The sequence below is a fragment of the Chitinophaga sp. 10T418 genome (assembly GCF_056394125.1).
In genome coordinates this window covers 584701-598746 of record NZ_JBFTHG010000005.1, presented here as the reverse complement: position 1 = coordinate 598746, position 14046 = coordinate 584701, and the positions used below count along the sequence as shown (strand labels likewise).

The window sequence follows — 14046 nt, the reverse complement described above, 5'->3', positions numbered from 1 at the left end:
GCTTATTTGCCAGGGGCGGGTGAGATCGCTCCTGGTTTTTTATGCCGGTTCCTCACTTTCCTTAGGGACCTTTGTTCATTATTAGGTATTTGGTTGATATAATTGAAATAACAAGCTACGGCATCACGATCAGCTTCCGATTCTCCATTTTAAAATGGATCTTGCTGATTTCGAGCAGTCTTAATAGTTCTGAGAGGTTTGCGTCTCTGGGAATATCTCCTGTAAAGCTCCTTACTGGTATTGCGTCACTATATACTACTTCTACATCGTACCATCTTTCCACCTGGCGCATGATTGTTTTGATGTCGGCGCTCTTAAAAGAAGTAACGCCATTTTTCCAGGCAATGGCGAGATCAATGTCTGCCTTTTCTATAACATGCATTTTACCGTTTGGTTCAAGTAACGACTGTTCTCCCGGTTTTAATAAGCTGGATACATTGTCCCGGGAAACTTTCACGGCACCATCCAGCAAGGTGGTCTTGATCTCCGCTTCATCGGCATATGCCATTACATTAAAACTGGTGCCCAGTACGGCTATATTAGCTTTGTTTACCGATACAAAAAAAGGCTGACTCGCATTTTTCGCCACTTCAAAATAAGCTTCTCCACTTAGTTCTACCCGGCGTTCCTTTCCAACAAAGGCGGTCGGGAATTTCAATGAAGAGGCTGCGTTCAGCCACACCCGGGATCCATCCGGTAACTCCAGCCGGTATTGCCCGCCTTTGGGTGTTCTCAGTACATTGTAGGCCACCCCGCTATTCGTGGAAGAATTTCCCGGATCATATTTCAATAAACCCGGACTCGCCTGTAAATGTACATTCCCCTGTTGGGCCAAGGTGCCTTTCATACTGCTGTCCAGCGCAATCTCATGGCCATTGGCCAGGGTGAGCATCGCTTTGTTGCCACCCGGCGCTACGTCCTTCTTCGTGTCTTCGGTCAATGCGCGCGAAGATTTATCCCCTTTGCGATCCCGGGTAGCCAGCATCCAGGCTCCCGCGGCAACAATCAATAATAATACTGCTGCTGCCCAACGCTGCCAGTATACTGGTTGTATAGATGTCCGCGCTGGTTCCTKCGTCAGTTGGGGTAAGGAAAAGGGAACTTCCTCGTTATCACCCGACTGTATCCAGGCTTCTTCTATGAGTAATTCCAGCTGCGTCTGATTATCTGCCCCATTCAAAAAGTCACTTAACTCGGACTGTTCTCCTGTTGTGAGCTTTTTATTGGCATGTTGACTTAGTAGGTAGCGCAACCTGGTATTATCCATTAGTATAGATTGATTCTATATAATAAGACAGCAGGAAGTATGAAAAAGAGGTAATGGAGGAGAAAAAAAATTTTAAAACCGGAGAGAATGGCTCGTCAGCAGTAGTAATATATTGATTTCCGGATGAGCCACGGCGTAGTTCCGGATAGAACGAAGAGCCAGCACCATGTGCTTTTTAACTGTTTCCAGGGAAATTGCCATGCGTTCAGCTATTTCCGCCTGCCGGAGACCTTCATCTCTGCTTAAAAGATATACTTTCTGACGCTGGGAGGGCAGCTCTGATATCGCTTCGTCTATAATACGACGGTAGTTTTTAATAGTAGTGTCTTCTTCCTGGTCCTGGGCTTCCACTACACTGAGTTCCCATGCCTGTTTCCGGGCCAGTTCCCGACCCAGTTTTTTGAGAAATGATAAGCTGTAGTTCCGCGCTACTGCGTACAGATAGGAGTGAAAATGCTCCACCTGGCTTAGCTTTTCTCTCTTTTCCCATATCCGGATGAAGATTTCCTGTACAATCTCTTCAGCCATCGGCCGGGAGCCGGTTAGTTGCATCACAAAAGCTCCTAACCTGTTCTGATAGGTATTAAACAGCTGTGCGAAGGCAGCCTCGTCGCCTTGTGACACCCTGAATAGTAAATCTGATTCACTATTTAATTGCACGGTATACAAAATAAATTTAAAATGGTCCCCTTAAAAGCAAATTCTGGTCGATGTGGAAGCATAAAGATATGTATTCCCACCATGATAAAAAATCACACCTTTGATCTACTTGTGGAAACATTCATTTACCATTACTATTTGTTGACTGTGAGGAACCTGGTATGAGCAGGCTGGAACCAAACGTCTTCTCTTATTTTTGCCCAATGGCTACCCATGCCCTTAATTCAAATTCAAAAGATCCTGTGCCAAATTGTTGGATAAGTCGTTGCTCCAGTTCTTTTGCGACATCATTAAAAGAGGAAGGCATTTTTTCTTTTACCTGTCTGCCGAGCGGATGATGGAGGAAATAACTGGTCACGATATGTTCAGGAGAAGCAGCGCGTCCTGTGAATGGTATGAGCTCAACTTTGTTATTGGAAAACCCTGCCTGTTCCAGGTAGTGATGCAACAGTTTGGAATCGTGCAATGCAAACGGTGTATAGAATCGGCTGGTATCTTCCTCTTTAAAAAGCGGTACGATGATTTCATCGATGAGCAATTTAAACAATGGCATGTTGGACGCATGATCCCACGTGGTGAAAGCAAAATGTCCACCAGGATTTAATACACGGAACGCTTCATTAACGCCCACTTGCTTATCGGGCAAAAACATTAATCCAAATTGATTGACGACCAGATCAAAAGATGGATGGGTGAATGGTAATTGTTGTGCATCTGCTATCTGGAAACGGATGGTAGTACTACTTAGTTGTTGCTGTGCCAGCTCCAGCATGTCGGGATTAATATCTGTAGCAGTGAGTTGAGTCCCGGCGGGGAAATTTTCCTGCAGATGTTTTGTAAGTCTGCCTGTTCCACAGGCTAATTCCAATATTGAACGTACGGGGAGATCAGTAATATGCGGGAGTAGTGCTTTTGCTGCAGGTTCAAATATCAGCGGGCCAAGATACTCCTCATAGTTGGCTGCATCTGTGCCGGCAATTTTATATACTTCTTTATTCATTTGGGTTAATTTAAAAAGATAGATTGTCGGAAAAATGTGCTGTTTAACGTTATACGGAATTTACGTTTAATTTGCATAGCATTGTCATTAAAATAGGCATAGATATTTGTTCGTGTAATTATTCAACGATGGAAGAAAAAATAATTTTTTATTCCGAGGCCGACAACCCGGAAATGATAAAAGCTTTTCATAAAGCGCAGGAAACATTCAGATATTTCTGGCGGGAGCTTTCCTGGGAGTATCGCAGAATTATTCCCGGACTGGACCTGGCTTGCGTAAAAGTAGCTTTCATGGAACAGGTGGTGCATCAGGCAAAACCCATTGTAGAACATATGTGGATCAACCAGGTAGCATTCGATGGAGATACAATTAGTGGTGTCCTGATAAATGATCCGAATGAACTGACCAACGTTAAGAACGGCGACTTTGTAGAAATACCGTTAAGCCAGGTTAGCGACTGGCTGTTTAGTTCCCAGGGAAATGCCTATGGTGGATTCACCATTCAGCAGTTAAGGGCTGCCATGGGAGCACAGGAGCGCAAAGAACATGATGAAGCATGGGGACTGAATTTTGGAGACTATAATGATATTCTGCTGGTGTATGAACAAAAGAAACATCCGGAAAATCTCATAGAACACCCTATGAGTATTAATATGAAAGATAGCCTGATCGAATTTCTGAAAGCACATCCACTGGAAATCACCAACCAGGATGAAGGAGGATATACGCTTTTACACCGGGAGGCAATAGCCGGCAACCGCAGTTCTGTTGAAACTTTATTGCAGTTTAATGCCGATAAAAATATTAAAACCAGTAGCGGCAAAACAGCATTGGATTTCGTAAAGCAGCTGGGATGGGAGCACATCATTCCATTACTGGCCGACTAAATACACCTAGCATAAAGGATAACATCACCCCGTAGCATCACCCGCTGCGGGGTTTTCTTTTTCCGTATAGCAGGTCTTTTGTTTTACAGCAAAGCAGCTCCTTAGATAGCCTGATTTTTCAACTTTTCATAATACTCCTTAATCACCAGTGCCTTGTCCTTTTTTATTTTTTTGCCGAGTTCCCTGCGGGGACAGTTATCATTATATTTTGCTCCCCAATCCATCATTTCAATGATGATGGGTAACAGGTCAACTCCTTTAGGGGTAAGACTGTAAATAAACTTGGATTTGTTGGTGGGAGATACCCGTTTTGCCAGGATATTTGCTGCTTCCAGTGCTTTTAAGCGGCTGACAAGAATATTGGTAGCAATCTTTTCCTCTGATTCCAGGAACTCACTGTAAGATAGTTTGCCTCTAAGCATAATATCCCTGATAATAAGCAGTGACCATTTATCCCCAAAAACATCGAGGGAACAGCTAATAGGGCAATCTGATCTGACCTTTTCCATATCATTTATTTAAAAAGTACTTGCAATTTGAAATAACTATCTATCTTTACTTGCAAAATGCAACAACAAAGATAGTTATTACTTATTCTTAAAAAACCAAAAAATGAGCACCACCACTTCAACTCAACAATTACTCGAAACCTATTACACAGGGTTTGCCCAAAAGGAAGGTTGGGAATCGGTCATTTCCGATGACTTTAAATTTGTTGGCGGGGACATGACCAAAACAGCTCCTACAGTAGGAAAAGCTGCGTATATAGAAGTGATTAAAAGATTTTCGCGGGCATTTCAAACCATGCACGTTAAAGAGATGATTGTAGCTGGCGAAAATGCCTGTGTTGTCGGCAATTACGACTTTATCTTTCCTAACGGTACCAGGGTCAATGGTAATGTAGCGGAGATCTGGACTGCAAAGGATGGCAAACTGGACTCACTAACGATATTCTTTGACACGCTTACATTTGATAAAAATATCCCGAAGTAGTCCAGCTTCTCGTCCTGTTTCCCTATTCTGTTTCCTTCGGGATTAAATGACGGTGTTTGCCACCCCAATCGCTCAACTGTTTGAAGATGGGACCGAACGCGGCGGCCATTTCCGTGAGTTCATATTCCACCTTTGGAGGCACCTCTGCATACACGGTTCTTTTTACAAGCCCATCCTGTTCCAGGGCCCGCAGTTGTAAGGTTAGCATGCGCTCCGTAATAAGCGGAAATTCCTTTTTTAGCTCATTAAACCTGAATTTCCGGGTCTCCAGCTTGCTGATGATCAGTATTTTCCATCTCCCCCCAATCTTGTTTACCGCATAGGTAAGATCACATTCAACGATAAATTCTTCGTTGCGGGAATAAGTCGAGTTTTTCTTTCTGGCAGCCATTAGTTACATATTTGTAAGTACCCTACAATTGGTTGTACTGCTTATAAAATTAGATGCTACCCATTACTTTTACAAAGAAATTTTTAAAATCATTTTTTAGTACGAAAAAGAAAGCCGGCCGAAAAGTGATTATTTCATTCATCATCAATTAAGAGAAAAAGTATGGATCTGTATTTAAAAGGAAAAACAGCAGTAGTAAGTGGCGCGAGCCAGGGAATTGGTCGTGCGATTGTAAAAGAACTGGCACTTGAGGGTGTGAAAGTATTGGCCACTGGCAGGAATCAGGATTTATTAAACAGCCTGAAAGAAGAGGTGGTTGCAGCTGGCGGCGTGGAACCTGTCACGTTTGCCCAGGATTTCATGGCAGCTGACGCTCCGCAAAAAATAGCAGCGGCAGCATTTGCTGGTCTGGGACATATCGATATACTCATTAATAATGCCGGCCGCAGCAATCCCCAGGATATCATCGGTTCTGAAGACGGCTGGAATGACTCGCTGACACTGGACTTCACACGTCACCGGCAGTTGACACAACAGCTGTTACCTCATTTTATCGAACGTAAGCAAGGTGCTATCCTGAATACGATCAGCACCTATGAGTTGCGTATGATCAACGCCTCGGCGGTGGCCAAAGCAGCAGTGGTGGTATGGTCCAAACAACTCGCCGGACAGCTGGGGCAACATGGTATCCGGGTCAACAGTCTGCAGCCGGGCCTCATAGATACGGAGAACATCCGCCCTTATTTCCCGGGTGAAGAACGTCAGAAATTCGCGGAGCGCGAAATCCCACTCGGAGATTTCGGAACACCACAAGACATGGCTAACATGGCCACTTTCCTGGTATCGCCCCGTGCACGTTACATCACCGGCTCCGTTGTTGCTGTAGATGGTGGCATGAGTCACTACTCGTTCTGATATGGATATACGAAAAAGTCAGCTTTCAAATCACCAGGTTTGAAGGCGGACTTTTTCTATATGCGGTAAGACTTATATTTCTACGTTTTTTAAAAAACTTGTTGAGATGGCTTTCGTCAGCAAAACCAAATTCGCTGGCTATTTCATTAATCCTCCTGTCGCTGAATTTTAACCGATGCTCAATCAGTCTTAATTTATAATTCGAAATGAATTCCTGGATAGTTTCCCCACATTGGTTCTTGAAGTAGCTGCCCAGGTAAGTATCCGACAAACCAAATACCTCCGCGATAGCCGATGCTTTTAATTTTTGCGGCTCAAAAATATGGAACTGGATATAATCGATGATGTCTAATATTCGTTTATCTACATTCTCCCGCAGGTTGGCAGGCCTTATTTTTGAAATATTTCTTGCAGCAATAACAATCAATGCATTCACAAAATGCCTTGTCAAATCCTCATCATAAATATCCTTATGGTCAATGCCGGATCGGAGGGACTCCACGATAGCTTTTACCAGCACGGCATCGCACTGGCATCTTAAAATACAGCCAGACAAATGGGTGGCATAATGCAGCAGACACTCAATATGGTCAATGCTTTGCCATTTATATTCTTTTACATAGCTGCTACTGAAACGGATCAGCAGGAACTCCGTTGTGGTGGAAATATCAAATGAATAATAGTCATTGGGGGTTAATAAAAGCAGGTTCTCTGGTTCGTATGGGCGCCGGTTACCATTGATTCTCAGTGCGCCTGCTCCGGAAATGATATATACCAGTTGAAAAAAAGTCAACTGCCAATCTGTTAACGGGCATTCATCCACCCTTTTATATATCACCTCCACCGATTGATGTAGATTCTCTTTTCCCATGTGGTAAAGTTACCTTTTTATCATTGAAATGTACCGGAATACCGGCGTTGTTCAGTTTAATTTTGCTAAAACAAGCAAAGAAAAATGGACATAAACGCTCGTATCAGCAAGAATACAATCGCATTGGTGGCAATTAGCCTGGCCGCTTTAATGTTTGGTCTCGAAATTTCCAGTGTGCCGGTTATACTTCCAACATTGGAAAAAGCATTGCATGGTAGCTTCAGGGATATTCAATGGATCATGAACGCTTACACCATCGCGTGTACAACTGTATTAATGGCAACAGGCACGCTGGCCGACCGGTATGGACGCAAACGGATCTTCATAATCAGTATCCTCGTATTTGGCATCACTTCTTTGATTTGCGGGATCGCACAAAGTATGTCGGTACTCATTGTGAGCCGCTTTCTACAGGGCATGGGCGGCGGTGCTATGTTAATCTGCCAGGTGGCCATCCTCTCGCATCAATTCCGGGAAGGAAAAGAGAGAGCGAAAGCCTTTGGTATATGGGGAATCATCTTTGGTATAGGACTGGGTTTTGGACCTATTATCGGCGGTATGATAGTAGCAGTATCAAACTGGCAATGGGTATTCCTCATACATGTATTGTTATCTGTGCTTACACTGGTACTGGTGATGAGGAGTATTGAGGAGTCCAGTGATCCGCAGGCGAAAAAGATAGATATTGCCGGTATCATTACACTTTCTCTCACGGTGTTGGGATTAACTTACTTTATCACGCAAGGCCCCGAACTCGGCTTTACCAGCACCATCTCCATCAGTATACTGGTGGTGTCGTTCGTAAGTTTTATTGTTTTTCTTTTTGCAGAGAAAATCAATGCGCACCCGATGTTTGATTTTTCCATCTTCAGGATACGGAATTTTTCAGGTGCACTGCTGGGCTCTATGGGCATGAATTTTAGTTTTTGGCCATTCATGATTTACCTGCCCATCTATTTTCAAAGTTGTTTGGGATACGACAGTGTCACTGCCGGGTTGTCTTTACTGGCCTATACGCTTCCTACTCTGGTGTTTCCTCCTTTGGGTGAGCGGCTTTCCATCCGTTATCAGCCGGGCATTGTTATTCCGTTGGGCTTATTCACCATTGGCGCCGGCTTTTTTCTGATGAGGTATGGCAGTAGTGCGGATCATGCCAGCTGGTTAACCATGCTCCCGGGAGCGTTGCTGGCCGGTGCTGGTTTGGGTGTCACCAATACGCCTGTAACCAATACTACTACAGGGGCCGTTGCTGCTACACGTGCTGGTATGGCTTCGGGTATTGATATGAGTGCCAGAATGATTTCACTGGCGGTCAACATTGCATTGATGGGATTTATACTAGTAGCGGGCACTTTATCTTTTTTGAAAACAGCATTTCCGGACACCGGAGATACCCTGCCACTGCGTGCTATAGCAGAAAAAATTGCTGCCGGAAATATCGCGGCGCTTCATCGGGATTTTCCACAACTATCTCAACTGGATTCCTCAGATGTGGTGATTCATAAAGCACTCGTGCATGGCTTTGACCTGGTGATGCTATATGGAGCGATCAGCATTTGGATATTAGCGGGTATCAGTTTTATCGTCTTTGGTTCCTGGAAGAAGCAACTGGCCACATCTTCTCTGAAAGTAAGATCAGATCACTGAGTGCTTCCGTACTGTAATGCCTGTTGTAGTATCGGGTCAGTTTCACCGATGGCTTCTTCTTCAGACAGTGTTACGTGGATAGATGGTTGGATGCCTATCCGTTGTGTTTCTCTCTGATCCGGATAAGTAACGCGTAAACCGGAAAAAAAGAAGGCCTGGGTGCCTATCCCTGGTATGCTGCTTCGGTCGCCATCAGCGCCTGCTGTTGTTCGGCCTATGAGTGTCACCCTGTTTCCTGCCTGCAATATCATGGTGAATAGCTCTCCCTTACTCAGTGTCCCTTCATCAATTAACAGGATCACTTTTCCATTAAAGGCAGGATATCGGGACGCCGGGGTTTTTTCCTGTTTTGTTTTTTCCATTACAGCAGGATAACGGCCCTGCCACATAAAGTTAACAAAGGGTGTTTCTCCGGGAGCAAACAGGGATAATATTTCGTGAGCACCGGGAGAGGGGTACTTCCTTAAATCAATGATGGCTTTGCGGATAGAAGGGAGTTGTTCACGGATCTTCGCCGATTCTCCTTTGGCATATTTTGAGATGTCTATATACAAAGTAGAATCCCGCAATATTTTAGTGGATGCTTCCTTCTCTTCTGGTGGCGCCGCTCCGAAGATATATTTTATCAGGAAAGGACCATACGCCTTATAGGCATTGATATCAAAAGGTATCGCAGTGTAATTGATTTTTCCATCCCGGTTTTTATAGACCAGTTGCAAGGAATCATTTACCTGGGGAATACCGGAAAGCAGGTGTTTATTGGAAATATTATAATATTTCATGGTTAGGTTGGATGCACCCACATAGCCCGAAATTTTTGAAATCCATGTCGATATAGCTGTACGGTTAACAGAAAGTATTTTATCGCCGGCCACAATGCCGGTGTTGCGGGAAAAGGCGGTATCAACGTTGACGACTACTACCTGGCTACTGTCAATAATTCTGAACAGCATGGGCATTACGGCTATTTTTCGGGTACCATATGCAGCCTCCCATAGGGCACTGTTACTCACGTTGGAGGGGGTAATGGCATGGCCATCATTGATTTCAGCATTTAATCGCAACAAGGCACTGAGGTAGGTGTTGCGTGTGGTAGCTGCCGTAAAAACAGAGAGATATTTTTCAAGAATGGTATTCCAGTTCTCTCCGATAGCATATTTATATGGATAATAATATTGAATAATGTTCCAGTATCTGGCCAGCATTAACAATCTGTATCTCATATCAAGTGGTCCACGGATGTTATATGCGTCTTCGTACTGGAATGCAGGATTAGGTATAGAGAGCGTATCTATCTGAATATAGTAATTCTTAAACGGCTTAAATCCTTTTTTAATAAGGCGCAACTGGGTACTGGTTTTCGTGTCTGGCAGCGCCTGCAGCCACTTATCATCGTAGTTAATGAGTTGCTCTTTTGAGAAGGTCGTATCAGCGGTGGCTTTGGCTGCAACGGCTACCTCTGACGCCTGAATAAGTTGCAGGAGTACTTGTTGGAAATCAGCAGCCTTGTCTGATTCAAAAATGCTACTCACATGTTTAACAAACACCGCATCCCAGTCGATGTGTTTTTCACTGATGGACGGCGCGTAATATTTCAGGAACCCCCAAACTTTGGTGTATAATGCGAGCTTATCAAGTAGTGACTTTTCCCGGGTAAGTCTATTAACATATTTCGTTTGCCAGGTTGCATCGAACTCACCTTTGGTAACAGTAATAGTAAGATGTTTCACCTGGATTTTTCCTTTGCCCTTGATGAATACAAAAGCCTGGACTTTATTCATCGGTGCCTCAAAAGGGATAACCAGGTGAATTTTATTAATGGTGTCATTGTTTTTCAGTCTGTATTCTGATAGATTCCTGTAAATGGAAACCGCATTGCCATCCAGGCTTCCCAACACAGCTATACCTGCATCATCAACATTCGTCAGAAGGTCTGTCTGGAATTCAGCGTCCAGGATAATTGCGCCCTGTGTAATGATGGAATCGAAATGAAAAGTATTATCGAAAGAAGCCAGGCTATCTGTCTTTTTTTGTTTTTCGATGCTGGCGAAGTCAATTACAGCCGGATCTTTGGCATTCGTTTTTAGCTGGTAGTGTACTCCTTCCTGTGCATTTGGCCGCCATCCCTGCTGGGTATATTTGAATGGTTGCTGGGATACTGCAATGATAGAAATGGTGATGCAAAAGAAAGTCAGTATTAATTTGTTCACCGGGGAAAAATTATCCATAGTCAATGACGGGTTGTTCCTGTTGAAAGACAATATAAGTTAAAAAAAAGGTAGGGAGTGGAAGAAGTTTCCTTTCGGTAAATAGTGGTATATTACATTTGTAATGTAAAGCTGCTTTTTACCTATTCTGTATTGATCTTGATAAATTGAAAATTTATGATAGCATTTTTTGAAACCATTTTGTACATGATTGCTATAGCACTTAAGGTGAAGGCTGTGCGCAAAAGGTATGCAAAAAGCTAGGACATTGTAATCAGGAACTTCTCTCCAAATAATTATACAGCAAACATATTATTATTACCTTTTCATAGAAAGACCCCATGCAGTCAGCATGGGGTTTTTCTATGAAAAGGCGGCAACTTAAAAGATCATGGATATTTTGGAGATAATAAAAAGGATTCTCAAAAAGGATAATGAAAGTGCCAATGAAAGCGTTCTCACTTATCACTGGTATTCCCGGGAGCAATTAGCCGCTATACGGCAGCATTTAAAAGACGCAGAAAATAAAGTTCCACAACTGGAAGGAATTTATGGGGAAGATTTTGCCTCGTTTTTTTATTCACCCGGGATAGAAAAAACAATACGGACAGCATTAATCGAAACACTGGAAGTAGCAGTACAGTACCGGGATTTCCTGGATAGGGATCATTGGAGCGATAAGCACCCATTTAATTTTCCGGGAACATTTTATACCGGGGAAACTGATACCTGTGGTACAGGGGATGGGCAAGCCCCTTTTAATGTGTTGTATGATGACCACTGCTGTGAATATATATTTAAACAGCCCCAAAATTATGCTGAACTAGTGTGTGTAATCGATGCTGCTTACATGGAAGTGTGCGAGGGGTACTCCTGTAATGGAAATGATCACTGGACCTACACGGAGTGTAAGGACTGGTGGAGTAACAGATCCGATATAATCGTTGGATTATATGATAACAGACTACAAGAAATGAATGGCGGCAGAGAAAAAATTTACATAGATTATCTGAAATCACCAGCCGCAGAAATGGACCTGAGAAAGTATTGCTATTTTTTAGAACATCATTGTTATCCTGCCAATGACCATGTAAAGCTGCCCACTTTATAGAACGGGGGAAGCATCGCTAATTAGTCAAAATCGTGTTGAAATAAGTCAAGGAAGCCATAATACGAATGCCTTTACCAGCTACCTTCGCAGGTATATCCTTTATGAGGAGGTTCCACCAAATGAAAAAAGTTGATCATGAAAGTTACCTTATACGCATGGTTGTTATTGTTGGTATGCATATCGGCCTGTAATAATGCTCCCCGACCTGTGAGTCGTTATGCTTCAGTAACCGGTCTCCGCCCGGAGAAAATGGAAGAATACAAACGGTTACACGCAGCCGTATGGCCCGATGTATTAAAGATGATCAGGAAATGTCACATCAGCAATTACTCCATCTATCTGAAAAATATAGAAGATCACTGGTACTTGTTTAGTTATTTTGAATATACTGGCAGCGACTTCAACGCAGATATGCAGCAGATGAAAAATGACAGTACTACCCAGCGTTGGTGGAAAGTAACGGCTCCCTGTCAGTTACCACTGCCGGATGCCGCGGCAAAAGGAGAAACCTGGTCAGGCATGGAAGAAGTATTCCATGCACAGTAGTCAGGATTGGCCCCAGGCAAACACGCAATGATCAAAATTCCTGTTTTCCAGGTCGGTCTTTGCAATCAAAACGCTGAAAACGCCTTCATCATTAAAGCCATTTTCGCCCACCTGCAGCAGTAATAATTTATCAGAGAAGGTGATAGCGGCTATTTCTTCTTCGCTGGCCTGGCAATGGGTAAAAATGCCGAATATTTTAGATTTGTCGGTGCCAGCAAAGTAATCCCATATCTTCCCTTCGTCATTGGTCTCGTCTTCCTCGCTTTCGTCTTCCGGATCGCGGAAGCGTTCTTCCATTGTTTCAGTGTCCGCAAAGATCCGGTCTATCAATATGCCCGTGAAGAAGTTGTCATCATGTTCTTTAATCACTCTCACGAGCTGATCGTTGGGAACATCCGCATAAATAACTTTCCCGGTATCTGAAATAATGTCAGAGAAGAAAAGAAGTTGGCCCGTTTTAGGAAGCAGTCCGGTTTTGTCGAAAGGAGAAAACCTGGAGAGGTCCAGTTGGGCGGCAAACCGCAAATTTTCCGGCATGGCTATTCCCGGAGGGAGGTCAATTACCGGGCCGCCATACCTGGATTGGCCGAGTGCAATGGTGATGTCGGTATGCTTCACATGGCTCTCATCCATCCAGTTTTGCCTTTTCATGGAAGCCGGATAATATTGTCTGCTGTCTGCCGTGAAACTAATAATATCAAAGTGCTGACCACCAGTGCCAGAAGCCACCGGTGGCTCATTTAAGGGCTCATCATCCGATAAGCCCTCATTAAAGAAAGGTTTTATCCAATTGTCAAAGGACGATTTATATTTTTGCTGCGCGGCTTCAATGATCCTGGCCGGATCTTCCACAGGCTCCTGCATAAAATGCTTTTTCAGCCATTCCCGGTAACTATCGCCGTATTCGCTGGCTTCTTCCTCTCCATCCCTGTAAAAGTAGGTGCGGGTATGATCTACATATATCTCGGTATCATAGGTCAGCAAACGCATTAACTGCAATATATTCTCAGCCACCACATGTATTCCTCCTTCATCGCCAAATACAATGACCGGCATTTCATTCAACTCTTTGCCGGTGCCTTCATCCCATAAGGCATAAAAAGAACCTGATGCATTTGCCTGTGCAAATGGCATCAGCTGATCTAAAAATGCCGGATCCTCAGACCATGATTTCAGGCCGGATTTATCATCTGCCAGCAAATAAAAACCTTGTGCATATTCCGGCATTTCTTTTTGAAAAGCATGCAGGTAAACAAACTCTTTTGGGGGGTACTGGGTACCAAAGTTTTGCTGAAATTCTTTTAATTCCATTTGATATCTTTTATTCTTACTCCTGAAGTTCCTATTCTTTATGTTCTTTTCAATATTACCATTTTATTATCTAAAAATGAACAGAGACGCTATCCAGGAGGCTGCGTTATTTCCGCAGCGGAACCCGGTTTTCCCCTGTAGGAGCGAAGTATAGCTGTTGTTGCATTAGCATTTCTCCTGTTTCAGTATTATCTTGCAGCCGACCAAAATCTGGCTTAATGGAATTTCTTAACGGGATAT

General features: G+C 43.5%; 14 protein-coding genes. 6 read left to right on the top strand and 8 right to left on the bottom strand.

The features are described 5' to 3' along the window. Window positions 1-115: 115 nt before the first annotated feature. The 3 genes from AC1DCV_RS17720 to AC1DCV_RS17710 all read right to left on the bottom strand — a co-directional run bounded on the left by AC1DCV_RS17720 (window position 116) and on the right by AC1DCV_RS17710 (window position 2927). Entirely contained in the window at window positions 116-1267 is a 1152-nt protein-coding gene (locus AC1DCV_RS17720) for a FecR family protein (protein ID WP_477024393.1), read from the bottom strand. A 72-nt stretch (window positions 1268-1339) separates the two neighbouring features. After that, on the bottom strand, window positions 1340-1927 hold the full coding sequence (locus tag AC1DCV_RS17715) for an RNA polymerase sigma-70 factor (protein WP_477024392.1): 588 nt from the start codon (window positions 1925-1927) through the stop codon (window positions 1340-1342). Between the two features lie 190 nt (window positions 1928-2117). Next, a complete protein-coding gene (locus tag AC1DCV_RS17710; protein WP_477024391.1) occupies window positions 2118-2927 on the bottom strand; it encodes a class I SAM-dependent methyltransferase in 810 nt (269 codons plus the stop codon). Between the two features lie 128 nt (window positions 2928-3055). On the opposite strand from AC1DCV_RS17710, the gene AC1DCV_RS17705 reads away from it, so the two are divergent. Next, window positions 3056-3814: a DUF2314 domain-containing protein gene (locus AC1DCV_RS17705; RefSeq protein ID WP_477024390.1), complete on the top strand. Its 759-nt coding sequence runs from the start codon at window positions 3056-3058 to the stop codon at window positions 3812-3814. Window positions 3815-3915: 101 nt separating this feature from the next. Here AC1DCV_RS17705 and AC1DCV_RS17700 read toward each other — a convergent pair whose 3' ends face one another. Continuing rightward, complete coding sequence (locus AC1DCV_RS17700) at window positions 3916-4323, bottom strand: winged helix-turn-helix transcriptional regulator (protein ID WP_477024389.1); 408 nt, start codon at window positions 4321-4323, stop codon at window positions 3916-3918. A gap of 103 nt (window positions 4324-4426) precedes the next feature. Between AC1DCV_RS17700 and AC1DCV_RS17695 the strand changes: the two genes are divergently transcribed. Next, window positions 4427-4807 carry a nuclear transport factor 2 family protein gene (locus tag AC1DCV_RS17695; RefSeq protein ID WP_477024388.1) on the top strand — a complete coding sequence of 127 codons (381 nt, stop codon included), beginning with the start codon at window positions 4427-4429 and terminating at the stop codon, window positions 4805-4807. A gap of 22 nt (window positions 4808-4829) precedes the next feature. Here the strand turns inward: AC1DCV_RS17695 and AC1DCV_RS17690 are convergent, their stop codons facing one another. Then, a complete protein-coding gene (locus AC1DCV_RS17690; RefSeq protein WP_477024387.1) occupies window positions 4830-5198 on the bottom strand; it encodes a winged helix-turn-helix transcriptional regulator in 369 nt (122 codons plus the stop codon). Window positions 5199-5360: 162 nt separating this feature from the next. Between AC1DCV_RS17690 and AC1DCV_RS17685 the strand changes: the two genes are divergently transcribed. Then, window positions 5361-6113 (top strand): SDR family NAD(P)-dependent oxidoreductase, encoded by a 753-nt coding sequence (locus AC1DCV_RS17685; protein WP_477024386.1) that lies wholly within the window; start codon window positions 5361-5363, stop codon window positions 6111-6113. A 25-nt stretch (window positions 6114-6138) separates the two neighbouring features. On the opposite strand, the gene AC1DCV_RS17680 is transcribed toward AC1DCV_RS17685, so the two are convergent. Then, window positions 6139-6984 (bottom strand): helix-turn-helix domain-containing protein, encoded by an 846-nt coding sequence (locus AC1DCV_RS17680; protein WP_477024385.1) that lies wholly within the window; start codon window positions 6982-6984, stop codon window positions 6139-6141. Window positions 6985-7068: 84 nt separating this feature from the next. Between AC1DCV_RS17680 and AC1DCV_RS17675 the strand changes: the two genes are divergently transcribed. After that, the gene (locus AC1DCV_RS17675) at window positions 7069-8631 is read left to right on the top strand and encodes an MFS transporter (protein ID WP_477024384.1); all 1563 of its coding nucleotides are present in this window, start codon (window positions 7069-7071) and stop codon (window positions 8629-8631) included. Here the strand turns inward: AC1DCV_RS17675 and AC1DCV_RS17670 are convergent. After that, window positions 8625-10859, bottom strand: coding sequence for a S41 family peptidase (locus tag AC1DCV_RS17670; RefSeq protein ID WP_477024383.1), 2235 nt, complete (start codon window positions 10857-10859; stop codon window positions 8625-8627). The genes AC1DCV_RS17675 and AC1DCV_RS17670 overlap by 7 nt on opposite strands. A gap of 379 nt (window positions 10860-11238) precedes the next feature. Between AC1DCV_RS17670 and AC1DCV_RS17665 the strand changes: the two genes are divergently transcribed. Both AC1DCV_RS17665 and AC1DCV_RS17660 read left to right on the top strand, forming a co-directional pair. Next, window positions 11239-11949 carry a hypothetical protein gene (locus AC1DCV_RS17665; RefSeq protein ID WP_477024382.1) on the top strand — a complete coding sequence of 237 codons (711 nt, stop codon included), beginning with the start codon at window positions 11239-11241 and terminating at the stop codon, window positions 11947-11949. A gap of 135 nt (window positions 11950-12084) precedes the next feature. After that, the gene (locus AC1DCV_RS17660; RefSeq protein ID WP_441577911.1) at window positions 12085-12495 is read left to right on the top strand and encodes an L-rhamnose mutarotase; all 411 of its coding nucleotides are present in this window, start codon (window positions 12085-12087) and stop codon (window positions 12493-12495) included. Here AC1DCV_RS17660 and AC1DCV_RS17655 read toward each other — a convergent pair whose 3' ends face one another. Next, a complete protein-coding gene (locus AC1DCV_RS17655; protein WP_477024381.1) occupies window positions 12496-13806 on the bottom strand; it encodes a DUF1963 domain-containing protein in 1311 nt (436 codons plus the stop codon). It lies immediately after the preceding gene. Between the last annotated feature and the right edge of the window lie 240 nt (window positions 13807-14046).

Coding starts and splice junctions, on each gene's coding strand:
- AC1DCV_RS17710 (WP_477024391.1), bottom strand. CDS start 2,927: ATGAATAAAGAAGTATATAAAATTGCCGGCACAGATGCAGCCAACTAT.
- AC1DCV_RS17705 (WP_477024390.1), top strand. CDS start 3,056: ATGGAAGAAAAAATAATTTTTTATTCCGAGGCCGACAACCCGGAAATG.
- AC1DCV_RS17700 (WP_477024389.1), bottom strand. CDS start 4,323: ATGGAAAAGGTCAGATCAGATTGCCCTATTAGCTGTTCCCTCGATGTT.
- AC1DCV_RS17695 (WP_477024388.1), top strand. CDS start 4,427: ATGAGCACCACCACTTCAACTCAACAATTACTCGAAACCTATTACACA.
- AC1DCV_RS17690 (WP_477024387.1), bottom strand. CDS start 5,198: ATGGCTGCCAGAAAGAAAAACTCGACTTATTCCCGCAACGAAGAATTT.
- AC1DCV_RS17685 (WP_477024386.1), top strand. CDS start 5,361: ATGGATCTGTATTTAAAAGGAAAAACAGCAGTAGTAAGTGGCGCGAGC.
- AC1DCV_RS17680 (WP_477024385.1), bottom strand. CDS start 6,984: ATGGGAAAAGAGAATCTACATCAATCGGTGGAGGTGATATATAAAAGG.
- AC1DCV_RS17675 (WP_477024384.1), top strand. CDS start 7,069: ATGGACATAAACGCTCGTATCAGCAAGAATACAATCGCATTGGTGGCA.
- AC1DCV_RS17670 (WP_477024383.1), bottom strand. CDS start 10,859: ATGGATAATTTTTCCCCGGTGAACAAATTAATACTGACTTTCTTTTGC.
- AC1DCV_RS17660 (WP_441577911.1), top strand. CDS start 12,085: ATGAAAGTTACCTTATACGCATGGTTGTTATTGTTGGTATGCATATCG.
- AC1DCV_RS17655 (WP_477024381.1), bottom strand. CDS start 13,806: ATGGAATTAAAAGAATTTCAGCAAAACTTTGGTACCCAGTACCCCCCA.